Source organism: Lentzea sokolovensis (genome assembly GCF_033949975.1).
Classification (GTDB): Bacteria; Actinomycetota; Actinomycetes; order Mycobacteriales; family Pseudonocardiaceae; genus Lentzea; species Lentzea sokolovensis.
This window is the reverse complement of record NZ_JAXAVU010000007.1, coordinates 119321-142718: the sequence shown is the minus strand read 5'-3', so window position 1 is coordinate 142718 and position 23398 is coordinate 119321. Positions and strand designations below refer to the sequence as shown.

At 68.5% G+C, this 23398-nt stretch carries 17 protein-coding genes and 1 pseudogene; 9 read left to right on the top strand and 9 right to left on the bottom strand.

Annotated elements, in window-relative coordinates:
• Positions 1-29: 29 nt before the first annotated feature.
• Entirely contained in the window at positions 30-509 is a 480-nt protein-coding gene (locus SK854_RS12970; RefSeq protein WP_319975317.1) for an NADPH-dependent FMN reductase, read from the top strand.
• Complete coding sequence (locus SK854_RS12965) at positions 506-973, top strand: flavin reductase family protein (protein ID WP_319975316.1); 468 nt, start codon at positions 506-508, stop codon at positions 971-973. Before SK854_RS12970 ends, SK854_RS12965 begins: the two co-directional genes overlap by 4 nt.
• Here SK854_RS12965 and SK854_RS12960 read toward each other — a convergent pair.
• On the bottom strand, positions 962-2656 hold the full coding sequence (locus tag SK854_RS12960; RefSeq protein WP_319975315.1) for an FAD/NAD(P)-binding protein: 1695 nt from the start codon (positions 2654-2656) through the stop codon (positions 962-964). The genes SK854_RS12965 and SK854_RS12960 overlap by 12 nt on opposite strands.
• Positions 2657-2847: 191 nt before the next feature.
• Between SK854_RS12960 and SK854_RS12955 the strand changes: the two genes are divergently transcribed.
• The 4 genes from SK854_RS12955 to SK854_RS12940 all read left to right on the top strand — a co-directional run bounded on the left by SK854_RS12955 (position 2848) and on the right by SK854_RS12940 (position 7518).
• Positions 2848-3948 (top strand): LLM class flavin-dependent oxidoreductase, encoded by a 1101-nt coding sequence (locus SK854_RS12955; protein ID WP_319975314.1) that lies wholly within the window; start codon positions 2848-2850, stop codon positions 3946-3948.
• Positions 3945-4412: a GNAT family N-acetyltransferase gene (locus tag SK854_RS12950; RefSeq protein ID WP_319975313.1), complete on the top strand. Its 468-nt coding sequence runs from the start codon at positions 3945-3947 to the stop codon at positions 4410-4412. Before SK854_RS12955 ends, SK854_RS12950 begins: the two co-directional genes overlap by 4 nt.
• 175 nt (positions 4413-4587) lie before the next feature.
• Positions 4588-6621 carry an EAL domain-containing protein gene (locus SK854_RS12945; RefSeq protein ID WP_319975312.1) on the top strand — a complete coding sequence of 678 codons (2034 nt, stop codon included), beginning with the start codon at positions 4588-4590 and terminating at the stop codon, positions 6619-6621.
• A gap of 66 nt (positions 6622-6687) precedes the next feature.
• A complete protein-coding gene (locus SK854_RS12940) occupies positions 6688-7518 on the top strand; it encodes a S1C family serine protease (RefSeq protein ID WP_319975311.1) in 831 nt (276 codons plus the stop codon).
• 50 nt (positions 7519-7568) lie between these two features.
• Here SK854_RS12940 and SK854_RS12935 read toward each other — a convergent pair whose 3' ends face one another.
• On the bottom strand, positions 7569-8801 hold the full coding sequence (locus SK854_RS12935) for a cyclopropane-fatty-acyl-phospholipid synthase family protein (protein WP_319975310.1): 1233 nt from the start codon (positions 8799-8801) through the stop codon (positions 7569-7571).
• Positions 8802-10151, bottom strand: a complete 1350-nt coding sequence (locus tag SK854_RS12930) for an FAD-binding oxidoreductase (RefSeq protein ID WP_406601769.1) — start codon at positions 10149-10151, stop codon at positions 8802-8804. It lies immediately after the preceding gene.
• Between the two features lie 71 nt (positions 10152-10222).
• On the opposite strand from SK854_RS12930, the gene SK854_RS12925 reads away from it, so the two are divergent.
• Positions 10223-11758, top strand: a complete 1536-nt coding sequence (locus SK854_RS12925) for an acyl-CoA dehydrogenase family protein (protein WP_319975309.1) — start codon at positions 10223-10225, stop codon at positions 11756-11758.
• Here the strand turns inward: SK854_RS12925 and SK854_RS12920 are convergent.
• The 6 genes from SK854_RS12920 to SK854_RS12895 form a co-directional block, all read right to left on the bottom strand.
• On the bottom strand, positions 11755-14481 hold the full coding sequence (locus SK854_RS12920) for a hypothetical protein (protein ID WP_319975308.1): 2727 nt from the start codon (positions 14479-14481) through the stop codon (positions 11755-11757). The genes SK854_RS12925 and SK854_RS12920 overlap by 4 nt on opposite strands.
• 287 nt (positions 14482-14768) lie before the next feature.
• Positions 14769-15920 carry an acyl-CoA dehydrogenase family protein gene (locus tag SK854_RS12915; protein ID WP_319975307.1) on the bottom strand — a complete coding sequence of 384 codons (1152 nt, stop codon included), beginning with the start codon at positions 15918-15920 and terminating at the stop codon, positions 14769-14771.
• 5 nt (positions 15921-15925) lie between these two features.
• The gene (locus SK854_RS12910; RefSeq protein ID WP_319975306.1) at positions 15926-17839 is read right to left on the bottom strand and encodes an acetyl/propionyl/methylcrotonyl-CoA carboxylase subunit alpha; all 1914 of its coding nucleotides are present in this window, start codon (positions 17837-17839) and stop codon (positions 15926-15928) included.
• 2 nt (positions 17840-17841) lie between these two features.
• A complete protein-coding gene (locus SK854_RS12905) occupies positions 17842-19431 on the bottom strand; it encodes a carboxyl transferase domain-containing protein (RefSeq protein ID WP_319975305.1) in 1590 nt (529 codons plus the stop codon).
• Positions 19432-19569: 138 nt separating this feature from the next.
• A complete protein-coding gene (locus SK854_RS12900) occupies positions 19570-20343 on the bottom strand; it encodes an SGNH/GDSL hydrolase family protein (protein ID WP_319975304.1) in 774 nt (257 codons plus the stop codon).
• A 201-nt stretch (positions 20344-20544) separates the two neighbouring features.
• Entirely contained in the window at positions 20545-21030 is a 486-nt protein-coding gene (locus tag SK854_RS12895; protein ID WP_319975303.1) for a hypothetical protein, read from the bottom strand.
• A 152-nt stretch (positions 21031-21182) separates the two neighbouring features.
• Here SK854_RS12895 and SK854_RS12890 point away from each other — a divergent pair, with 152 nt between their 5' ends.
• Both SK854_RS12890 and SK854_RS12885 read left to right on the top strand, forming a co-directional pair.
• Entirely contained in the window at positions 21183-21755 is a 573-nt protein-coding gene (locus tag SK854_RS12890) for an SACE_7040 family transcriptional regulator (protein WP_319975302.1), read from the top strand.
• A 49-nt stretch (positions 21756-21804) separates the two neighbouring features.
• A pseudogene (locus SK854_RS12885) lies at positions 21805-22266 on the top strand (hypothetical protein); the annotation flags it as partial.
• Positions 22267-23398 lie beyond the last annotated feature (1132 nt).

Here is a 23398-nt window from a genome sequence, read left to right as displayed (position 1 = left end):
GTCCTCCGGCTTGCGGCTGTGCTGAAGGCATGACGCAGATCGGTGTTCTGGTCGGCAACCCGCGGCCCGCCTCGCGCACGCTGCAGGCGGCCCTGGCCCTGCGCGAGGCTCTGGCCTCGACGCTGGGCGTGCCCGTCGACGGGCCTGTCATCGAGGCAGCGACGCTGGCGCCCGCCGTCTTCACGGAACCGGACACCGTCAAGGCCGCACTGGCGACGCTCGGCCAGGCCGACGTGCTGGTGGTGGCCACGCCGACGTACAAGGCCGCGTACACCGGCCTGCTCAAGGCCGTGCTGGACCAGGCGCCGCCGGGGTGGTTGAAGGGCAAGGTCGTCGTACCGCTCCAGATCGCCGCGTCGGACAAGCACGCGCTGGCCGTCGAGGTGCACCTGAGGCCGGTGCTGGCCGAGCTGGGCGCGTTGGTGCCACAGGCCTTGTTCCTCAACGAGGCGGCGCTGCCCGCCGACGCCGCGGACTTCGACCTGGACGCCCTGAAGGTGCTGCGATGAAGGAACAACTGCGCAACGCGTTGAAGCACCACGCCCAGGCCGTCACGATCGTCACGGCCACCGGCCAGGAAGGTCCGGTCGGCACCACGGTCTCCTCGTTCACCTCCGTCTCGTTCGAACCGCCGCTGGTCGTCGTCTGGATCGGCGAGGGCGCCTCGGTGTGGCCGGTGCTGCGGACCGCGCCCCTGTTCGCCGTGCACCTGCTGCACGCCGCGCAGACCGGGCTGGCGGACCTGTTCGCGACGAAGGGCGTCGACCGGTTCGGTCCCGGCACCCGCTGGCAGCCCGACGACGACGGAGTGCCGTTGCTGCTGGACGCCCCGGTGCGGCTGCGCTGCCGGACGTCGCGGCGGATCGCGGTCGGCGATCACATCGCGCTCGTCGGCGAACCGCTCGACATCACGCACACCGACATCGCCGCGCCCCTGGTGCGGCACCAGGGGCGCTACACCTCAGTCGCCTAGCTGGCGCAGGATCTCCCGCGCCAGCACGTCGTTCTGCCGGAACGCCGGGGCGTTCGTGTGCGGCCGCGCGAACGCCGCGAACGCCTTCCCGGTCGTGTAAGGCCCAACGGCGAACCGGACCGGGTCCTCGTCGCCGTTCTCGTTGATCAGGCGTCCCACCGGCGACACCCTGACCAGCCCGGCGGCGTCCTCGGAGACGTCACAGACCGCGCGCAACGACCGCAGCACCGGATCCGCCGTGCGCGACAACGAATGTGTGGGCAGCCGAGCCTCGATCAGACCGTTGGCGCGCACCACCTCCGGCGTCGTAGCACTGCCGGCCACGAACGCGCCTTCCACGGCCTCCACCCACATGTCGGCGCCGAGGAACCGCACTATTCCCGCGCGCGACAACGCCAGCAGCTCCTCCAGCCGGTCCGGCGGCGGTCCGGAGGCCAGGTAGCTGAAGTAGCCGTGCCACCAGCCGTCGAACGGCATGAGGCCAGCCAGCTGGCCGTAGACCGACAGCAGGGCCAGGAACGCCCCCAGATCGGCACTGTGCCGTGGATCGGAGCGCCGGGCGACGTCGGCCTCGATGTAACCGCGCAGGTGCTCCTGGAACTCCTCGGCCGACGCGAAGGTCACCCCCGCCAGCGGGCGGTCGAGGCGCTCGAAGTCGACGCGGTCGGCCGGATCGGGCACGGCGAGCACTTCCAGCTCGCGCATCTCCTGGCTGTACCAGGGCAAAGCGGTGAACGACGCGGCGAACTCCAGGAACGGCATCCGCACCAGCCCGGGGTGTCCGGTGAACAGCTCGTGGTAGTAGCCCCAGGCGATCTCCTTGGCCATCAACGGCCACACGTCGCCGCGGAAGTCCAAAGCCTGTCCCTGCAAGGCGTCCGCGACGAAGAAGTGCGGCAGCGCCGGACGGGTTCCCTGCAACCGGTAGCCGGTCTTCGAGTGGTACGGCACGCCACGCCGCGAACCCACGTACAGCGTCGGTTCGACACCGGAAGGCACGTACGTGAGCCCGTCCGAGCCGCGCACGTAACGCCCGCCGCGTCCTTCGGTCAGCAGCACCATGAGGTCGACGAACGCGAGCCCGAACCCGCGCAGCACCACGTCCCCGGTTACGGCGGACAGGTCCGCGTCGGCCGAGTACAGCGGCGGCACGTAGATCAGGCCGTGCTCCGAAGCGTGCTCGGCGAGCTTGCGGTGCTCGGGTTCCGGTTCGGCGTCGAGATGTCCCAGCGCGAGCACCAGCACGTCGGCGTTCAGGGACTCGCCGTTGTCGAGCCAAACCCAGTTGCCCACGACTTTCAGCGCCGTGGCCTGATGCACGGTCACAGAGATGTTCGGAGGCAGAGATTTCGTCACGTGGTCGAAGAACCACGCCAGGTACCCGCTCTGCACCTGGCGTGACGGGAACGACGTGGGGTCGATGTCGGTCCACTCCGCCAGCGACGGGCCGGGACGAACCGGACCAACGCCGTCAAAGGAGTCGTCCGTGAAGACGGTGACGTCCTCGGCCATGGAGTTCATGCGCAGCAACGGGGATTGGGCGTGCCGCCACACCCGGCCCGCTCCCGGTGGATGCGGGTCGACGACGTGCACGGCCAGGGGCAGCGTGGGCGACTGGGCGGCGATGCGTTCCAGCAGGCCGGCGGCACGAGGGCCACCACCGATGACGACGAGTGAGCGCATGCGCGTCTTTCCGTTGGAGGACAACGAAGAACGAGCCGCGCCCCTCAACGCGAACACCACCACAGTACCCCGCGCGTGCAAGCAAATCCCGCTCTGTGGACGTCGTTGCGGCGAACCAGATCCAGGTGTGCACTCGAAGGGCGCCTCCCTCAACGCGCCCCACTCCCACTACCAGTTCTGGGGAATCGGTCATGCCAGTTGAGTTTCTCGGGATCGCCGCCACGAACGACGGGTCGGAGACGACGCCGCGGTCGTCGAACGGTGCGTTCGACAAGGACTACACGCTCAGGCTCGCTCGGGCGCACGAGGAGCACGGGTGGGACCGCGTGCTGTTCGCGTACGGATCGGGCGCGCCGGAACCCTCCGCGGCGGCCGCCTACCTCGCCAGCAAGCTCGACAGGCTGCAGATCCTGCTGGCACACCGGCCGAACGTGTCCTACCCGACGTTCGCCGCCAAGACGTTCGCGACGCTCGACCAGATCAGCGACGGCCGGCTGACGGTGCACTTCATCACCGGCGGCACCGACCACGAGCAGCAGCGCGAGGGCGACTACCTGACCAAGGACCAGCGCTACAGCCGCACCCGCGAGTACATCCAGATCGTCAAGAAGGCCTGGACCAGCAGGTCCGCGTTCGACCACGACGGCGAGCACTACCACTTCGCGGACTTCGTGAGCGACGTGTTCCCCGTGCAGCAACCACGCCCGAACGTGTCGTTCGGCGGCTCCTCCCCCGCGGCGTACGCGGCGGGCGGCGCGGAGGCCGACATCTTCTGTCTGTGGGGCGAGCCGCTGGCCGAGACCGCGCAGCAGATCGAGTCCGTCAAGCAGGCGGCGAAGGACGCGGGCCGCACGGACGTGCCGAGGATCCAGGTCGCGTTCCGGCCGATCATCGCGCCGACTGAGGAACTGGCGTGGGAGAAGGCGCACCGGACGGTCGACCGGATCGAGGCGCGGAAGGCGAACGGGCCGCTGAGCCGCCGGCACTCGCTGACCAGCCCGGAGAACACCGGCTCGCAACGACTTCTGGCCGTGGCGGAACGCGGTGAGCGATTCGATCGTGCTTTGTGGACGCCCACGGCGAAGGCGACCGGCGGCGCGGGCAACTCCAACGCGCTGGTCGGCACACCGGAGACCGTCGCGCAGGCGTTGCTGGACTACTACGACCTCGGCGTCGACATCCTGTCCGCGCGTGGTTACGACCTGCTCGACGACGCGATCGACTTCGGCCGGTACGTGATCCCGATCGTGCGCGAGGAGGTCGCGAAACGGGACCGGGCGGGCGCCGCATGACCACGCTCGAAGTCCGCCGCGTCCGGCAATCGGATCCGGACGCGGCGCCATTAGTCGCTGAACTCACCTACGAATACACCTCTCGCTACGGACCAATGGGCGCAGAGGAGATGCAACGACCGGCGGACGTGTTCGAGCCACCGAACGGACAGTTCCTGCTGCTGATGGAAGCCGGAGTGGCCGTCGCGGGCGGTGCGTTCAAGCGGTTCGACGCCGAAACCGCCGAGATGAAACGGATCTGGACGCATTCACAGCACCGCAGGCGTGGATTGGCGCGGCGGGTGCTCGTGGAACTGGAGAACGAGGCGAGAACGTTTGGGTACAGCAGGATCTACCTGACCACAGGGCCTCGCCAGCCCGAGGCGAAAGGGTTGTACCTGGCGACCGGTTACACACCGTTGTTCGACGTTGATACAGACCCTCTGACAATTGGCCCACTGGCCTTCAGCAAGGTGATTCATTAGTTCAAACGAGTGAATTCGTGGCTTGACCGCTGTATCTCGACCGGAATTCAGGGTTCCGTTGGACAGGTTCCGAGTGATCAGTAAGCTTGTCGGTTGGGCCCACACCCGGTAGTTCGACCGCGTGGGGTCGTCACCCGTTCGACCGATTCCGAATGGCCACCTGAGCTGAATGAACATGGTCGACAGCCGAGAGCCCGCCGTTGCCTGGGCGGCGGCGATCTCCAACACCCTCGTCGCGAACTTCACGCGCGAGAAGCTCGAGCAACTGCTCGGCGGTTACGTCGAGCAGTTGCTCAGTGGCGGGGTGGACGAGGCACGGCAGGTCGGCCGGTCCATGGTCGAGCACGACTTCATCTCCTCGGCGACGCTGGAGCAGACGCTCGCGTGCCTGGGTGAGCACATCCCCGTCACGCAGCCCCAGCTGGCCGCGCTCGCCGCCGGGTACGCGGAGGGCCTGCGCGACCGCACGCTCGACCAGCAGGAGCTCAGCCGCACGGCCGCGATCAACACGATGCGCCGGGCCGAGAGCGCGGTCAGGGCGAGCGAGGCCAAGTTCCGGGCGATCTTCGAGAGCTCGGCGTTCGGGATCGTCGTGAGCGGCCTCAAGGGCGAGATCATCGACGTCAACGAGGCGTTGCTGGCGATGCTCGACTACCAGCACGACGAGGTGCGCAAGATGAGCGGCCGCGACCTCGTGCACCCGGACGACAGGCCGGCGCTGCGGGAGATGACGAAGCAGCTGATCGCGTCCGACTTCGACAACATCAGGGTCGAGAAGCGGATGCTCCGCAGCGACGGCGAGACGATCCAGACGCACATGGCGATCTCGCTGGTGCGCGAGGGGGACGACGCGCCGCCGTACCTCGTCACGATGATCGAGAACATGAACGAGATGCGCGCGCTGCAGACGCAGCTCGTGCGGCAGAGCCTCAACGACATGCAGACGGGCCTGCCGAACCGCGCGCAGTTCCTCGGCTGGCTCGAAGGCGCCACCGGCTCGAAGGGCCCGGACGCGCTCGCGCTCGTGCAGGTCGACATCGACGGGTTCCGCGGCGTGAACGACGCGTTCGGGCACGAGGCGGGCAACCGGGTGCTGATGCACGTCGCGACGCACCTGCGGGCCGTGTTCTCCGAGGAGATCGCCAAGATCGCGCGCATCGGCGAGGACGAGTTCGGCGTCCTGATCAAGGACCCGCAGGACGTGCGGAGCGTCGTCGCCCTGGTCGAGGACTTCACGGCACGCCTGGAGGAGCCGATCTGGTTCGGCGGGCACGGCGTCGGCGTGACGACCAGCGTCGGCGTCGTGGCACGGGCGGCGCGCGGCGGCGACGCGGCGGACCTGCTGCGCGCGGCGGACGTCACGGTCGGCTGGGCCAAGCGCGACGGCAAGGCGCAGTGGGCGTTGTACGACCGCGAACGGGACGTGCACGACAAGGAGAGGTACGCGCTCGCGGCCTCCATCCCCGGTGCGCTGGAGGAGGGCCAGTTCCGCGTCGACTACGTGCCGGCCTACTCCCTGACCGACGGCTCGGTGCTCGCGCTGGAAGCCAAGATCGTGTGGGACCACCCCGAGCGCGGTGTGCTGTGCCCGGACACGTTCCTCGACCAGTCCTCGAACAACGGCATGATCGTCCGCCTCGTGCACTGGGCGCTGGACGACGCGTGCCGGCACGCGAGCGACTGGCACCAGGCGCTGGGCGAGCGGATGCCCGCGCTCTCGATCGACCTGCCGCCGCGGCTGTGCCAGGAACCCGAACTCGTCGCCGAGGTCGCCCGCGTGCTCGACCGCACCGGCCTGCCCGCGTCGTTGCTGCGCTTCGAACTGCACGAGCACCTGCCGGCGTTGCTGAACGACGACCAGCTCGAAGAACTCACGATCCTCGCCGAACGCGGCGTCGGGCTGGTGCTGGACCAGGTGAACGGCGGCAACGTCGGCGTCGACCGGTTGCGGCGGCTGCCGTTGACCGGCGTGAAGTTCACCGGCTCCGTCGTGCACGGCCTGGACGAGGGCGCGAACCGCGTGGAGGAGAGCGCGTCGGTGACGCTGCTGACGTGGGCGTCGATCCTGCGGTTGCCGCTGTACGCGGAGGACGTCCGCACTGAGGCCGAAGCCGCGCGACTGACCGAGCTGGGCGTGACGGGTGGGCAGGGCGCGCACTTCAGTCCGCCGCTGTCGGCCGCGGAGGTCTCCGCGCTTCTTCTCAGCTAGTTCTTATCAGGGTTTTCCAGGGTTTCGGCACAGGTGGCTCACATGATGGGGGTCCATCGTGGAGTCATGACCGAGCAGAGCTTCCCCGCGATGAGCGGGTCACTGGTGGAACCGCAGCCCGTCGTCGTCGCCCCGAAGTTCTGGCGCCGAACGGCCCCGATGCTGACGGCCGCGGCACTCGTCGCAGGCCTGTTCGGCGGCGTCACCGGAGCGGTGATCGCCTCGCCGGACTCCACCCCCACCTCCACCTCCGTCTCCGCGCAGACGATCTCCAACACGTCCACACTGGACTGGAGCGCCGTCGCCTCGGACGTGCTGCCCTCCGTCGTGCAGGTCAACGTCGGCAACGGCCTCGGCTCCGGCGTGATCCTCTCCGCGGACGGCAAGATCCTCACCAACAACCACGTCGTGGCAGCGGCCGGCGGCCAGATCACCGTGAAGTTCAACGACGGCCGCGAACTGCCGGCCACCGTCGTCAACACGGACCCGGCCTCGGACCTGGCCGTGCTGCAGGTCTCCGGAGCCTCCGGCCTGACGCCGATCAAGTGGGCGGACTCGGGTTCGGTGAAGGTCGGTGACGCGGTGATGGCCATCGGCTCGCCGTCCGGCCTGCAGGGCACCGTGACTACCGGCATCGTGTCCGCCCTGGACCGCAAGGTGACCGTGCCCGGTGAGAGCCGGCGCGCGTCTTCCGTGTCGTACCAGGCGATCCAGACCGACGCGTCGATCAACCCCGGCAACTCCGGTGGTGCGCTGGTGAACGCGGCCGGTGAGCTGGTCGGGATCAACTCGGCGATCTACTCGCCGGCGTCGAGCAGCGGTGAGGCCGGGAGCGTGGGGATCGGGTTCGCGATCCCGTCCAACACGGCCAAGCAGATCGTGGACCAGCTGAGCTAGTCACCCCAGGAACCAGGGCCGCGGCACGAAGCCGCGGCCCTTCGTCCGTGTCAGGACAGCCAGTCCGGGCGCAACGGCATGTGCGACGTCGTCCCGTCCAGCCTCACCCCGAGCACCTGGTGCAGCTGGATGTTGTTGCGCTCGAACCCGAGCCGCGACGCCGCCAGGTACAACCGCCACACCCGAGCCCGGGCCTCGCCGACGTCCTCGACGGCCTCCTCCCAGTGCTCGTCGAGGTTGCGGCTCCACGCGGCCAGGGTCAGCGCGTAGTGCTCGCGGATGTTCTCCTCGTGCCGCACCTCGAACCCGGTGTCGTGCATCAGCGACACGAGGTGACCAGGACCGACGAGTTCGCCGTCCGGGAACACGTACCGGTCGATGAACGGCCCCGACAAGGCTCGTTCCTTGTTGTTCGGCCGGGTGATGCAGTGGTTCAGCAGGCGGCCGCCCGGCTTCAGCTTCCGGTAGAGCGCCGAGAAGTACGCCGGCAGCTTGGCCTTGCCGATGTGCTCGGTCAGGCCGATGGACGACACCGCGTCGAACCCGGTCTCGCGCACGTCGCGGTAGTCGAGGTGCCGCACCTCGGCGAGATCGGACAAACCGGCCTCGACGATCGCCTTCTGCGCCCACTCCGCCTGGTTGCGCGAGAGCGTGACACCGATGGCCCGCACCCCGTACTCGCGGGCGGCGTGCATGACCATGCCGCCCCAACCGCAGCCGACGTCCAGCAGTTTCATGCCGGGCTTCAGCCCCAGCTTGCGCGCCACCAGGTCGTGCTTGGCGAACTGGGCTTCCTCCAAAGTGGACTCCAGCGACGGGTACACCGCGCAGGTGTAGGCCATCGACGGGCCGAGGATCCACTCGTAGAACTGGTTCGAGACGTCGTAGTGGTGCGCGATGGCCTGCGAGTCGCGGGCCTTCGAGTGACGCAGGCCGTGCAGACGGGTCTCCTGCGGCGGCGGTGAGACCTTGTGCGAGAACCGGATCCGGCCCAGGAACCGCAGCAGCTCCAGCCGTTGCAGCACCGGGAGTTCCCGCAGGGAGAACTCGGAGAGCTGCGCGAGACCGGCGTGCACGTCGCCGAGTATCTCCAGATGACCCGTCACGTAGGCGCGGGCCAGGCCCAGCTCACCTGGCGCGGACGCCAGGTAGGACAAGGCTTCCGGTGTTTTGATGTCGATGGACACCGAGGCCGCGGCAGGCCCGGCGGTACTGCCGTCGTAGGCCTGGAAGCGAACGTCGCTGCCACCTGTGATGCGCTGGAAAATGGAGGCCAACCGCATTCATCGTCCCCTGACACACTTGGCGTACAGATCAGGCAAGCGGTTCGTCTGGTCGTACCGGCTCTTCACGGACCGGTAGTGCGAACCGTTGTAGTGCCGCCAGAACTCGTCCTCGTCGTAGTACGAGTCCGAGTACAGCGACTTGTGGCCGCCCAGCCGAGCCACCTCGCGCTCGATCAGCCGGTTGCGGTCACCCATCTTCTCTCCAGGTCGGACCGGGACCTCCGACCAGAACCCGACGTTGACGTACAACGTGTCCTTGTCCATCGGGTAGAGCGGCCAGGCCGTGGTGTCGCGCAGGCGAACCGGGCACAGCCACACCGGCGAGATGCCGATCTCGCGGTCGAAGAAGTCCAAGAACTCGGCAAGGCCGGCAACCGGGATCTCCACGTCCTGGATCACCGGCTCCACGTCCACGCGCGGCCGCAACTGCCGGTGCTTGGCGACCAGCTTGCGGTACACGTCCGAACGCAGGTAGCGCTTCGGCCACATGCGACGGACGACCGGGTTCTGCGCGCCGAACGCCCGCGAGCACCAGAACCAGTCGGTGTCCCAGCGCCACAGGTAGTCGTGGATCGTGAGGTGGTCCGTGCGGCGTTTTTGGATGGACCGGTAGTAGATCTGGTTGCCGGTGTAGTCGGACGTGTACGGCGCGATGTCGGCGTAGTGCCCCAACGTCAGGTACATCTCACCCCGTGAGAAGACCGTGCCGTCGACGAAGTCCGCCGAGCCGTCCGCGCAGACCTCCTCTATGACGGCCGCGCACTCCTCGAACGACCCGAACGGCATGTGCCGCAGCCGCACGTACTGCCGTACGGGCTCCAGCTCGATCTCCAGCCGCAGTGCGTAACCGAGCGTCCCGTAGGAGTTGGGGAACGCGCGGAACAGGTCGTCGTCCGGCTTGGAGACGACCACCTCGCCGTCGCCGGTGAGGATCTCCAGCTCCCGCACGGACTCGTGCGGCAGCCCGTTGCGGAAGGACGTGGACTCGATGCCGAGACCCGCCGCCGCTCCGCCGATGGTGATGGTTTTGAGCTGCGGCACCACTAACGGCATCAAGCCGTGGGGAAGTGTCGCGGCGACAAGATTCTCGTAGGTGGTCATGCCCTGCACCTGTGCGGTGCGTCCGACCGGGTCCACTGACAGGACCTGGTCGAACCTGCCGACGTCGAGTCCGCCGGCCTGGTCGGCCCGAAACCGGAAGAGGTTCGACGTCTTCTTCGCGAGCCGCACTGGCGCACCTTCGCGCATCGCGGCGTACTGCGCGCTCAGCGCAGCCACGGCCGAGCTGTGCCCATGGTCACTCACCAGAACGACGTTATTCCTCGTCACCGTCCTTGTCGCGCCCAAAAGCCCGAATGGGCCAGCGATCTTTCGGCACACCCTGCCCAAACTTACTAGCGAGTAGTAGCGTGCGAGGCATGGCTACGCACGAGGTGACCAACCAGGTGCCGCCGCTGAGCGGTCACGACGTCGCGGACGACCCTGCCCTGCTGAGCTGGGTCGACAGCCCTGACCTGCACGCTCTGGGCAGGCTCGCGGGCAGCCACGAATGGCAGGAGCACGGCAGGCTCGCGAACGCCAACCCCCCGGTCCTGCACACCCACGACCGGTATGGGAACCGGATCGACGAGGTCGAGTTCCACCCGGCCTGGCACGAACTGATGAACGTGGCCGTTTCGCACGGATTGCACGCCTATGTCGACGGTGAGCATCTCAACAGGGCAGCCAAGTTCTACGCGTGGTCCCAGGTCGAGGCCGGCCACGGATGCCCGGTTTCGATGACTTACGCGGCGGTGCCCGCTTTGCGCGTCGCGCCGGAACTGGCCGAAATCTACGAACCCCTTCTCACCGCGCGGAACTACGACTTCGGCCTCAGGGCGCCACTGGGCAAGCAGGGCCTGATCGCCGGCATGTCCATGACCGAGAAGCAGGGCGGCTCGGACGTCCGTGCGAACACCACCGTCGCGAAGCCGGTGACCGACGGCTACGTGCTGACCGGGCACAAGTGGTTCACGTCGGCGCCCATGTCGGACCTGTTCCTGACGCTCGCGCAGGCACCCGGCGGGCTGACGTGCTTCCTGGTGCCGAGGGTGCTCCCCGACGGCACGCGCAACCGGTTCCTCCTGCAGCGCCTGAAGGACAAGCTGGGCAACAAGTCCAACGCGTCCGCCGAGATCGAGTACGACGAGGCGTTCGCCTGGCGCGTCGGCGACGAGGGCCGGGGCGTGCGGACGATCATCGAGATGGTCAACACGACCAGGCTCGACTGCGTCCTCGGCACGGCGGCGGGCATGCGGCTCGGGCTCCGGCAGGCCGCGCACCACGCCGCGCACCGCAAGGCGTTCGGGAACTACCTGATCGACCAGCCCGCCATGCGCAACGTGCTGGCGGACCTCGCGATCGAGTCCGAGGCGGCGACCACGACCGCGATGTGGCTGGCCCAGCAGCGGCCGCGGCTCGCGCTCGCGGTCACCAAGTACTGGGTGTGCAAGCGCGGCCCGGTGCACGCCGCGGAGGCGTTGGAGTGCCTGGGCGGCAACGGGTACATCGAGGACAGCGGGATGCCTCGGCTGTTCCGCGAGTCGCCGCTGATGTCGATCTGGGAGGGCTCCGGCAACGTCGCCGCGCTGGACGTCCTGCGCGCGATGAAGAAGGAACCCGAGTCGGTGCAGGAGTTCCTGGCCGCCGTCACCGGGGTCGACCAGCGCGTCGACAAGGCGTTGAACGAGCTCGGCACCGCACTGTCCGATGTGGACGAGTCGCAGGCGCGCAGGGTCGTGGAGAAGATGGCATTGATCCTGCAGGGTGCACTGCTGGTCAAGCACGGGCATCCCGCCGTCGCGGACGCGTTCCTCGGCTCACGGCTGGGCGGGGACTGGGGAGTCGCGTTCGGCACGCTCCCCAAGTCCACCGACTTCGCCTCGATCATCGACCGGGCTGTCCCCAAGATCTAGGCAGGGCAGCCGCTGTCCTGGCGCGGCGAGTCCGGTCCGTACAGGTCACCGGTCAGGTAGACGCACGTCGGCTGCTGCTCGAAGTCGTAGATGTCCGCGAGCTCGAGGATCGTGAAGTTCCTCGTCTCACCGACCCTCGACACCTTGAAGTTCGTGCGTCCGGTGGCACCGAAGAACTCCAGCTCGCGCAGCTCCCCGCCGATCGCCCCGCGGTGCGGGGTGTGCCCGGCCAGACGTGCCTGGGCGTTGCGCACCGCGTCGAGGAAGAGCCCTGCCGCGTCATAGGCGACCGCCATGTGCTCGCCGGGCCACGGCTTGGCCTGCTTGTCCTCCCGCGGCAGCGCGGAGTCTCTGACCTCCTTGGCCAGCTTGCTGTAGCCGGCGCAGAAGGCGTCCAACGGCAGACCGCCGTGCACCTTGGCGTCCGGCTTGCCGTCGACGCAGGACTTGCCCGCGAGCACGACGAGTCCGGCCATGCTCACGTAGGACACGCGCATGCCGGCCAGGGAGTCGCGCTTGCGGCTTGCCTCCTGCGCGATGAAACGGATGATCGCGTCGTCCGCGAGTATGCGCGGCAGGCGGTTCTTGTCGTAGCAGTTCCTGCCGACCGCCTGCAGGAACTCGCCGAAGTGCTCTTCACGGCCGGCGAAGAACACGAGTTCGCTGGAGTGGTCCTCGACGCACTGAGACGGCACCTCCTGCGGTCCGTTGGCCCACTCGCGTGCCTCGAACGGCACACCTGACCTGGCCAGCTCCTGCCCCAGAACGGCGACCAGGTTGTCGAGGTAGACGTCCTCCTGCCCCAGCTTCGGGTGGTGGATCGTCACCTTGGTCGCGCGGACGTGCTGCGCGTACCGCCGGACGAGGTCGGCCTGCCTGACGTTGCCGGGGATCAGCTGGAAGTACATCGTCGAGAGCTTCGGCAGCGACGCCTCGGTGAGCGTGGTGCCGATGGTCGGCACACCGAGCGAACCGAGCGAGGTGATGACCTTCCTGGTCTGCTCGACGCTGCGGTCGAGCCCGATCACCCCGATGATGCTCGGATCCCGTTCCAGCAACGGGGTCAGCATCCCCGTCAGCACGTCGTGCGCGCGGTTCATCTTCGCGCCGCCGTTCGCGACCACGATGCGCAGCAACGGTCCCGAGCCCGACCTGTCGTTCTGCTGCCGCTGCTTGAGCAGCATCCCCTCCAGTTCCTCCGCCCTGGAGTGGTCCGCGTCCGGATTGCTGTCCCTGTGGGTGAGGCTCGAGAAGTAGAGCAGCGAGACGAGCGGGCGGTCGGAGTTCGACTCGTGCAACCGTTCGGCCTCGGCGTTCTGCGCGAAGACCGCCTGCTGCGTCCACCGCAGCCGTTCGTTCGAACCGAACACCTGGCTGTCGTTGTCGCTGTAGCCGACGCATTCGACGTTGCCCTCGACGTCCATCAACCGGGTCGACACCCCCGGCGAGACGGCGGAACCGACGATCGAGCAGTTGGCGTTGACGTTGTTCTGCACCGCCACGAATCCCGGCACGAGAAGTACCAGGACCACCACCGCGATGATCGCCTCCAGCCGCCGCGACTTCGCGAGCCAGCGCGCCGGTGCCGCGGTGAACGCGGGCGCGCCCTTCCACTTCCTCTTGTCCTCGCTCGGGAACGGCAGCTTGATCATGAGGTAGCGGGCGTCCGGCGCGAGCATCTGCCGTTTGCGCGGCAGCTCCTCCCGCCACGTCGCCAGCGCGTCCGCGGTCTCGTCCGGCGCGACCGGCGTGGTCCCGAGCCGCTGCGACAGCGCCGGCTGCACCGAACTGGCCGCGATCACCAGCAACGGGTCCAGCTCGCCCGTCTCGTTGCGGACGTCGTTGATCAGCTCCAGCAGCTCCCAGCCGCCGTTCTCCTTCGTCACGCCGTCGAGCAGCACGGGGATGTAGGCGGTGCGGCGGAACCCGGCCCTGCGCGGCAGGAACCGGCGGCGGCGCCGGTAGGAGATCCGCAGGTCCTCCAGGAACGCGTGCACGAGCAGCAGCTTGATCTGCTCGGTGTTCTCCGACTCGCGCCTTCCCAGCGTGAGGCGTTCGGCGAACCCGAGGAACTCGATGGAGTGGTTGGGCAGCGCGAAGTTCTGCCCGCGCATGAACCACTTCGACTCGCGCGCGAGCCCCGGCACCCGCTTGCCGAGCCAGCGGAACCCCGCCTTGCTGCCGACCCAGGCGACCAGCCCGAGCCCCAGCCTCGTCACGAGGTTCGGGATGAACGCGTCGACGGCCCGGTTCAGCGCCTCGCCGTCCTGCGAGGTCCTGCCGGTCCACTGCCGCAGCAGCTCGATGACGCTCGCCCGGTCGTCACGGCCCGGCTTGCGCGGCAGCCGCTTGCTCGTGAGCCAGTCGACGAGCCGGTAGTGGTCGAACCGCGTCAGCCGCTCGCTGCCGACGTGGACCTCCGACAACCGGTGGCTCAGCACGTCCAGCAAGGGCAGCAGCGGCGGAGTCTCGCGCGCTTCAGGTGGCCATCTTTTGTCCACGTCCGCACTCACCGCGGACACGTCGACATAGGCGTGCGGAATTGCCGGACGCCCCTCGTCGAGCTTGTGCTCCAGTGCGTGCAGGAATGGCGTCGGGCTGGCTTCGCTCTCCAGGTAGAGCAACGGGAGTGGCTGGTCACCGACCACTTCCTCGGTCTTGCTCCGGTAGAAGAACCCCGGCCGGTCGCAAAGACCGCGAATGACTCCGAGCAGATCTCGCAAACCCGGGAAAACGGGTTCTGTCCGGCTACCTGTCATCTGCACCCTCACACTCGTGCGGAAGGCAAACGACGGTAGCCGGACAGACCGATTCGAACTGGTGCTTTGAAGTTATTCAGCCGGAACGGACCAGCGAGGTGACACGGAACGTTGCCGGCGTATTCGCGGTCAGACGGGTGCATCGTGGTGCCGCCCCCACGTCCTCATACTGGATGTATGGGGGCGTGGGGGCGGTGCCGCGAGGCGCCCTGCTGAGCGTGAATACGCCCGCAACGGGCCGGGTCACCTCGCTAGAGGCCGAGCTCGCGGGCGATCAGCATCTTCTGCACCTCGGAGGTGCCCTCGCCGATCTCCAGGATCTTCGCGTCGCGGTAGAAGCGGCCGACCGGGTACTCGTTCATGAAGCCGTAGCCGCCGAAGATCTGCGTGGCGTCGCGGGCGTTGTCCATCGCCGCCTCGGACGAGACCAGCTTCGCGATGGCCGCCTGCTTCTTGAACGGCTCGCCGCGCAGCATCCGGGACGCCGCCTCGTAGTAGGCCAGGCGCGCGGTGTGCACGCGGGCCTCCATCTCGGCGATCTTGAACTGGATCGCCTGGTACGTGCCGATCTTCGCGCCGAACGTCTCGCGCTCGTGAGCGTAGCGGACCGACTCGTCCACACAGCCCTGGGCCAGGCCGACCGACAGCGCGGCGATGGCGACGCGGCCCTCGTCCAGCGTGCGCAGGAACTGGGCGAAGCCGCGGCCGCGCGTGCCGAGCAGGTTCGCGGCGGGCACGCGGCAGTCCTGGAAGGACAGTTCGCGGGTGTCCGAGGCGCTCCAGCCGACCTTCGAGTACTTCTTCGACACCGTGAAGCCCGGGGTGCCGGACGGGACGATGATCGAGGAGATCTCCTTGCGGCCGTCGGGCTGGGTGCCCGTGACCGCGGCGACCGTGACCAGGCCGGTGATGTCCGTGCCGGAGTTCGTGATGAATGCCTTGGTGCCGTTGATGACCCACTCGTCGCCGTCGAGGCGTGCGGTGGTGACCAGGGCGCCCGCGTCGGAGCCGGAGCCCGGTTCGGTGAGGCCGAACGCGCCGAGCTTCTCGCCGGACGTCAGGGAAGGCAGCCACTGCGCTTTCTGCTCGTCGGTGCCGAAGCGGTAGATGGGCATGGCGCCCAGCGAGGTCGCCGCCTCCACCGTGATCGCGACGGACGAGTCGACGCGCGCGAGTTCTTCCAGCGTGATGCACAGGGCGAAGTAGTCGCCGCCCATGCCGCCGTGCTCCTCCGGGAAAGGCAGGCCCAGCAGGCCCATCTGACCCATCTTCGCGACGATCGGGTACGGGAACTCGCAGCGCTCGTAGTAGTCGCCGATGACCGGCGCCACCTCGTCGCGGGCGAACTCCTCGACGGTCTTGCGCAGGTCCTCGTACTCGCTCGGGAGCCTGAAGTCCAACATTGCTGTCACTCCTCGTGAGAGACGACGAGGGCCAGTACCTGGTCGAGTGCGACCTGCTGGCCTGCTTGCACGTTCACTTCGGCGAGCACGCCGTCGACCGGTGCGGTCACGGTGTGCTCCATCTTCATGGCCTCGACCACGAACAACGCTTGACCGGCGGTCACTTCCTCGCCCTGCCGCGCTCGAACGACGAGCACGGTGCCGGGCATCGGCGACTTCACCGGACCACCGGAGGCCGCGGCTCCGTCGGCGGCTCCGACCAGGAACTCGGCCTCGACCAACGCCCAGGACGCGCCGTCGTGGCCCAGCCACAGCACGTCGCCGTCGCGGGCCATCGAGTAGCGGCGCGAGCCGACGAGCAGGTCGGCGCCTTCGCGGCGGGCCCGAGCGCGGACGGGTTCTCCTGCGCCCACAACGACTTCTTCGCCACGCACACGCACGTCGACGTCGTTGATCCGCCAGGTCGTCCAGGCGTGTTCACCGACGCGCCAGCCGCTCAACTGGTCCCACGGGTCCTCACCGTGCGGCTGCAGCGTTCGCTCCAGGCCGGCCGCCACGTACACCTCGTCCGGGATCTCGGCCGAGGTCAGCGCGTCCAGCTTCCGTTCGACCAGGCCGGTGTCCAGCGCGCCCGACCGCACGTCCTCGTCGCGCAGAAGCGCGCGCAGGAACGGGATGTTCGTCGTGACGCCCAGCAGCACCATCCGGCCGAGCGCGTGGTCCAGGCGCCGCAACGCCTCCTCGCGGGTGCGGCCGTGCGCGATGACCTTGGCGAGCATCGGGTCGTAGTCCGAGCCGACGACAAGTCCCTCGTACAGACCGGAATCCACGCGGACGTCGGCCGGTTCGCTCAACGCCAGCACGCGGCCGCCGGTCGGCAGGAAGCCGCGCGCCGGGTCCTCGGCGTAGACGCGCGCCTCGACCGAGTGGCCGTTCAGTTCGACGGAGACGTCCAGCACCTCGCCGGACGCGACGCGGAGCTGCCACTCGACGAGGTCGACGCCCGTGACCATCTCGGTCACCGGGTGCTCGACCTGCAGCCGGGTGTTCATCTCCATGAAGAAGTAGTCGCCGGACGCACCGTCCACGATGAACTCGACGGTGCCCGCACCGACGTAGCCGACGGACTTCGCGGCGTTGACCGCGGCGGATCCCATGGCCTCGCGCATCTCGGGCGTGAGGAACGGCGACGGCGCCTCTTCGATGATCTTCTGGTGCCGCCGCTGGAGGCTGCACTCGCGCTCGCCGAGGTGGATGACGTTGCCGTGGGCGTCGCCGAGGACCTGGATCTCGATGTGGCGCGGGTTCGTGATGAACCGCTCGATCAGCAGCGTGTCGTCACCGAACGACCCGCGCGCCTCCCGCCGTGCGGACTCGATCGCCTCGCGCAGCGCCGATTCCTCGTGCACCAGCCGCATGCCCTTGCCGCCACCGCCCGCGGAAGGCTTGAGCAGCACGGGAAAGCCGATCTCCAGGGCCGCTTCGACGATCTCGTCGTCGGACATGCCCGCGCGGGTGCGGCCCGGCACGACGGGAACGCCCGCCGCCGACACCGTCAGCTTCGCGCGGATCTTGTCGCCCATCGCGTCGATCGCCGATGCGGGCGGTCCGACGAACACGATCCCGGCCTCGTCACAGGCCGCCGCGAACGCCGTGTTCTCGGCGAGGAACCCGTAGCCGGGGTGGATCGCCTGCGCGCCAGTGGAAACGGCGGCAGCCACGATCTTCTCGATGGACAGGTAACTCTCGCGGGCCGCGGCGGGCCCGATCCGCACGGCCTCGTCGGCCAGCCTGACGTGCAACGCCTCGGCGTCCGCGTCGGAGTACACGGCGACGGAACGAATCCCGAGCGACCGCAACGCGCGGATCACCCTGACCGCGATCTCCCCGCGGTTCGCCACCAGAACGCTGTCGAACATGATCACATCCGGAAGACGCCGTAGGAAACATCGTCGATGGGGGCGTTCGCCGCACTGGACAAGGCAAGTCCCAGCACCGTGCGGGTGTCACGCGGGTCGATCACGCCGTCGTCCCAGAGCCGCGCGGTCGAGTAGTACGGGTTGCCCTGGTCCTCGTACTGCTGTCGGATCGGCGCCTTGAACGCCTCCTCGTCCTCCGCGGACCACTCGTCACCGAGCTGGTCGCGGCGCACGGTCGCCAGCACGGAGGCCGCCTGCTCGCCGCCCATCACGGAGATGCGGGCGTTGGGCCACATCCACAGGAAGCGCGGCGAGTACGCCCGGCCGCACATCGAGTAGTTGCCGGCGCCGAAGCTGCCACCGATGATCACGGTGAACTTCGGGACGCGCGCGCAGGCCACCGCCGTCACCATCTTGGCGCCGTGCTTGGCGATGCCGCCCGCCTCGTACTCGCGGCCGACCATGAAGCCGGTGATGTTCTGCAGGAAGACCAGCGGGATGGACCGCTTGTCGCACAACTGGATGAAGTGCGCGCCCTTCACGGCCGACTCGCCGAACAGGATGCCGTTGTTGGCGACGATCCCGACCGGGTGGCCGTGGATGCGCGCGAAACCGGTGACGAGCGTCTGCCCGTACTCCTTCTTGAACTCCTGGAACTTCGAGCCGTCGACGATCCGCGCGATCACCTCGCGCACGTCGTAGGGCGTCCGGGAATCCGTTGGCACCACACCGTAAAGATCGGAGTCGACGGCGGGAGCCTCGACCGGCGCGACGTCCCACGGACGCTGCGCGCGCGGGCCCAGAGTCGAGATGATCGAGCGGACCATCCTGAGCGCGTGGGCGTCGTTCTCCGCCAGGTGGTCGGTGACGCCGGACGTCCGCGAGTGCAGGTCGCCGCCGCCGAGGTCCTCGGCGCTGACCACTTCACCGGTCGCGGCCTTCACCAGCGGCGGACCGCCGAGGAAGATCGTGCCCTGGTTCCTGACGATGATCGCTTCGTCGCTCATCGCCGGCACGTACGCGCCACCGGCGGTGCACGACCCGAGCACGGCGGCGATCTGCGGAATCCCGCGCGCCGACATCGTGGCCTGGTTGTAGAAGATCCGGCCGAAGTGCTCGCGGTCGGGGAACACGTCGTCCTGCTTGGGCAGGAACGCACCGCCGGAGTCGACGAGGTAGACGCACGGAAGGTTGTTCTGCAGCGCCACTTCCTGCGCACGCAGGTGCTTCTTGACCGTGATCGGGTAGTAGGTGCCGCCCTTGACCGTGGCGTCGTTCGCGACGATCACGCACTCACGGCCGGAGATCCGCCCGACGCCGGTGATGATGCCCGCGGCCGGAGCGTCGTCGCCGTACATGCCGTTGGCGGCGAGCGGCGACAGCTCCAGGAACGGCGAACCGGGGTCGACCAGCGTGTCCACTCGCTCACGCGGCAGCAGCTTGCCGCGGTCGACGTGACGCTGACGTGCCTTCTCGGGACCGCCGAGCGCGGCGGTGGCGAGCTTGCCGCGCAGCTCGTCGACGAGCGCGGTGTGCTCCTTGGCGTAGCGGTCCGACGGCTCGGCTGCGCTGCGCAGGACAGGTGCGTCCATGCTCCCCAGACCTCAGGTTAGCGGGCGTTAACAAAGCCATGTTAGCGCCCGCTAACCTAGCGGTCCACAGGAACGCCTCGAGAGTGACCCGAACGCAGGTCAAGCCGCCTTTCAGGCACTCTCACGTTCCGGAAAACGCTAGCCGATGACCGACCGCAGAGCGGGCAGGTAGCCGCTCTGATGCCCTGCCCTGTTCGGGTGGTACGACTCCTCGACCGGCCAACTCAGGCTGTTGAGCCACCAGCTCGACGAGCAGATCTCGTGCCCGGTGAACGCCCCGCGCACGTCGACGTAGCTGAACCCGGCCGCCGCCGCCCGCGCACCGATGGTGGCGTGCAGCGCGTCGGAACCGGAGTTGATCGCGGCCCGCTTGGTGTCGCTCAGGCCGACGTTGCAGGTGCCGGGCACCTTGTAGATGCGCGGGTAGCCGAGCACGACCACGCGTGCCGACGGGGACTTCGACTTGATCGTGCTGTAGACGTTGGTGAGCAGGCCGGGAAGCGTGTTCGCGGCGTAGGTCTTGGCCTGGTTCACCCGGTTGGTGCAGTCCTGATCCGAGCCGAAGGTGCACGTGGTGATGACGTCGGTGAAGCCGGCGTCGTTGCCGCCGACCTGCACGGTGACCAGGTTTGTGGCCGTCGTCAGGGCGTTGGCCTGGGTGAGGACGTCACCTGTTCGAGCACCGGAACAGGCCACGGACTTGAACGTCGCGGCCGCCCAGAGTGCCGGATACGCGAGCGGACCGCGCTTGCAGCTGCCGCTGGCACCGTCATAACTGCCGGTCCCGAGCCCGGAGGCGTAGGAATCGCCCAGCGCGACGTAGTTGACGGGGGCCGCGCTGGCGGGGTTGGCGAGCGCGATGACTGCCGCGGCGGCGGTGACCACCGAGGCGATGAAGTGAGCAGGACGCATCGAAGACTCCCGAAGGGGCCGCAGGGTTGTGATGCATTGCACGTCAATGGTTACTCACGAGTAAGGCCTGTGTGAAGTATTCGTCAACAGTCAACATTCAGGCCTCGTACCTGCGGAAATTCCCCCATCGGAGGATGGTGCCGCACGAAAAAGCAGGGGCCCCGGAGGGACCCCTGCTTCGATCGAGCCGACGAGAACCGATCAGGTGCTGGCGTTGAGGTAGTAGGACACGCCTTCGTGCGTCGCCTCGTAGTCGCCCGTGGTGGCATAGACGTCGATCGTGTCGAAGACGTACTCGGTCGGCTGCGCCCGGAAGTACAGCTCCGGCCACGCTTCACCCGGTACGACGAGGTCGGCGTGGTGGCAGTCGACGCCACCCTCGGTGTCCTCGCACGACCAGCCGTCGCCCCACGACTGGACGTCGAGCGCGTCCGGCACGGAGAGGAACACGGTCACGCCCTGTTCGTTCGCCTCGCCGACGTCCGTGAGCCGCACCGAGAAGTCGAACGGCCCCCTGGACTGCCAGTGCGTTCCGTTCGCGTCGACGCTCTGGCGGGTGTCGACCGTCTGGTCCAGCGTCATCCGGATGTCGATCGGCGCCGCTTCTCCCGCGGCGGCATTCGCGACGGAGGCGCCGGACAAGGCGATCACGCCGGTGACAGCAGCGCACAGCAATGCTTTGATCATGGAACTCCCCCAGAGTTCAGCAATGGTCTCAACCACACAGGACGCCCGTCGGCCGGCCGGGTTGCGCGCACCGTCCCAAAGGCACCGACCTGGGGTGCGCGGACCCGAATTGTGGGACACGACGTCAGGTAAACGCCTGCTAACCTCCTTCCGTGGTCGAGAAACCCTCACGTCGGGACCAGATCCTCAACGCCGCAGCCGAACTCTTCGCGCGCCACGGCTTCCACGGCGTGGGCATCGACGACATCGGTGCGGCCGTGGGCATCTCCGGCCCGGCGCTGTACCGGCACTTCCGCAGCAAGGACGCGATGCTCGGCGAGATGCTCACGTCGATCTCCGAACGGCTGCTGGACGGCGGCCAGGCGCGAGTGGACGCCGCGTCGAACGCCGACGAGGCGTTGTGGGACCTCATCGGCTGGCACGTCGACTTCGCGCTCGACGATCCCGCGCTCATCACCGTGCAGATGCGCAATCTCGCGAACCTCACCGATCCGGACCGCCGGCGCGTGCGTGCCTTACAACGCCGCTACGTCGAGGTGTGGGTCGAGACGATCCGGCGCACCGTTCCCGATTTCGACGAGCCGACCGCCCGTGCCGCCGCGCACGCCGTGTTCGGTCTCATCAACTCGACGCCGCACAGTGCTCACCTCGACCGCGACCAGATGGCCTCACTGCTGTCCCGGATGGCGCTCGCCTCGCTCACGCCCGCCGTCGTACGTTCCTGACCTGGCGGACTGGCGATCAGCCGAGACCTGTCCGTAACCTGGCGCGACGATGAGTGCGCGCAAACTCCTCCTCCGGCTTCCGGCCTGGTTCCGGTTCACGGTGATCACGCTCGCGGTGTTCGTCTGCGGGGTGATCGCCTCACGTCCGGCGACCGGCGACAACGGGGTTCCGCCGAGCGCTGACGTGATCGCCGCGGCCAACGCCGTCGACGCGTTCGTGGCTCCGTCCGCGACGCACGATCCGTACGTCAACCTGCCATCGGACTTCGCCCGCGAGATGGGCCGCGATCCCAAGACCGTGACAGCTCCGGACGGGACGCTCAGGGTCGTCGACGCGGGCGGCGGGTGCTCGGGACCGGCCGGGGACACGGAGTGGGACTTCAGCACCGGGTGCCGTGCGCACGACCTGGGCTACGACCTGTTGCGCTATGCCGACCACAAGGGCGATCCGCTCGGGCAGGGCGCGCGCAAGGCGCTGGACGACAGGCTCACGATCGACCTGCACGCGCAGTGCAGGCTGAACCCGCGCGGCGCCGAGCAGACCTGTCACGCGGTGGCCGAGACCTACGCGCTGGGGTTGAAGTTCAACTCGTGGCGGCAGCGGTGGGGGCCGCCCGGCCACGAACCCGTGGTGGGATGGGCGTTCGGCAGCGCGGTCGTGGTGTTCCTCCTGCTGGCACGGCTGCACGGCCGTCGCCGTGACGACTCGGGCACCGCGAACTCGCTGCCCCTGGTGCTGAAGTACGCCGAGCAGGACCGGTACGCCACGTTCCTGCGGCTCTTCAGCCTGGCGCTGCTCGTGCTCGGCGAAACCGTGGCGACGCTCGCGCACCTCAGAGGCTCCGGGACGTCGTGGCTGTGGGCGTTGCAGGCGGTGCCGTTGTTCTTCTTCGCGGGCGGTCACGCGAACCTGCGCAGCTGGCAGGCGCACCAGGGCGGCTTCGGCTGCTGGGTGTCGAGCCGGACGTCGTGGCTGCTGCGGCCGGTGCTCGCGTTCGTGTTGCTGTGGGTGGTGCTGTTCGCGGCGCTGAACCTGATGGACGTCAAGGTCGACGCGTACAGCCGGTTGATCACGCATCCGCTGTGGTTCGTCGGGGTCTACCTGCTCGCCGTGGCCGCGACGCCGGCCGCCGCGTGGCTGCACCAGCACTTCCGCCGGACCGCGCCGTTCGTGCTGATGCTCGTGACGCTCGGAGTCGAGGTCGCGCGCACGTCGACGGACTGGAAGACCGGCGGGTACGCGAACCTGATCGTCGGCGCGCTGCTGATGCAGCAGATCGGCTTCTTCTACGCCGACGGCACGCTGACGAACCTGTCGCGCCGGACGCTGGCCGCGCTGGGCGCCGTCACGTTGCCCGCGTTGGTGTTCTTCAGCGACTACCCGCGCTCGATGATGGTGCTCGGCGTGGCGCAGGTGTGCCTGGCGCTGCTGGCGCGCGAACGGGTCACCTCGTGGCTCGGCGGCCGGTGGTGGCACGTCGTGGACTTCGCCCGCCGCGCGCCGATGACGGTGTACCTCGCGTACCTGGCCGGGGTCGGCGCGCTGGTCGGGTTGCTCGGGCTGACGCAGGCGCCGAGCTGGCTGCTGCTCGGGCTGGTGCCGCTCATCCTGCTGTTCCACCGGTTCGAACGGCGCCTGGTCC

Bases quoted from the DNA above. Each gene is read 5' to 3' on its own strand.
- SK854_RS12970 (WP_319975317.1), top strand. From the start codon at position 30: ATGACGCAGATCGGTGTTCTGGTCGGCAACCCGCGGCCCGCCTCGCGC.
- SK854_RS12965 (WP_319975316.1), top strand. From the start codon at position 506: ATGAAGGAACAACTGCGCAACGCGTTGAAGCACCACGCCCAGGCCGTC.
- SK854_RS12960 (WP_319975315.1), bottom strand. From the start codon at position 2,656: ATGCGCTCACTCGTCGTCATCGGTGGTGGCCCTCGTGCCGCCGGCCTG.
- SK854_RS12955 (WP_319975314.1), top strand. From the start codon at position 2,848: ATGCCAGTTGAGTTTCTCGGGATCGCCGCCACGAACGACGGGTCGGAG.
- SK854_RS12950 (WP_319975313.1), top strand. From the start codon at position 3,945: ATGACCACGCTCGAAGTCCGCCGCGTCCGGCAATCGGATCCGGACGCG.
- SK854_RS12945 (WP_319975312.1), top strand. From the start codon at position 4,588: ATGGTCGACAGCCGAGAGCCCGCCGTTGCCTGGGCGGCGGCGATCTCC.
- SK854_RS12940 (WP_319975311.1), top strand. From the start codon at position 6,688: ATGACCGAGCAGAGCTTCCCCGCGATGAGCGGGTCACTGGTGGAACCG.
- SK854_RS12935 (WP_319975310.1), bottom strand. From the start codon at position 8,801: ATGCGGTTGGCCTCCATTTTCCAGCGCATCACAGGTGGCAGCGACGTT.
- SK854_RS12925 (WP_319975309.1), top strand. From the start codon at position 10,223: ATGGCTACGCACGAGGTGACCAACCAGGTGCCGCCGCTGAGCGGTCAC.
- SK854_RS12915 (WP_319975307.1), bottom strand. From the start codon at position 15,920: ATGTTGGACTTCAGGCTCCCGAGCGAGTACGAGGACCTGCGCAAGACC.
- SK854_RS12910 (WP_319975306.1), bottom strand. From the start codon at position 17,839: ATGTTCGACAGCGTTCTGGTGGCGAACCGCGGGGAGATCGCGGTCAGG.
- SK854_RS12905 (WP_319975305.1), bottom strand. From the start codon at position 19,431: ATGGACGCACCTGTCCTGCGCAGCGCAGCCGAGCCGTCGGACCGCTAC.
- SK854_RS12900 (WP_319975304.1), bottom strand. From the start codon at position 20,343: ATGCGTCCTGCTCACTTCATCGCCTCGGTGGTCACCGCCGCCGCGGCA.
- SK854_RS12895 (WP_319975303.1), bottom strand. From the start codon at position 21,030: ATGATCAAAGCATTGCTGTGCGCTGCTGTCACCGGCGTGATCGCCTTG.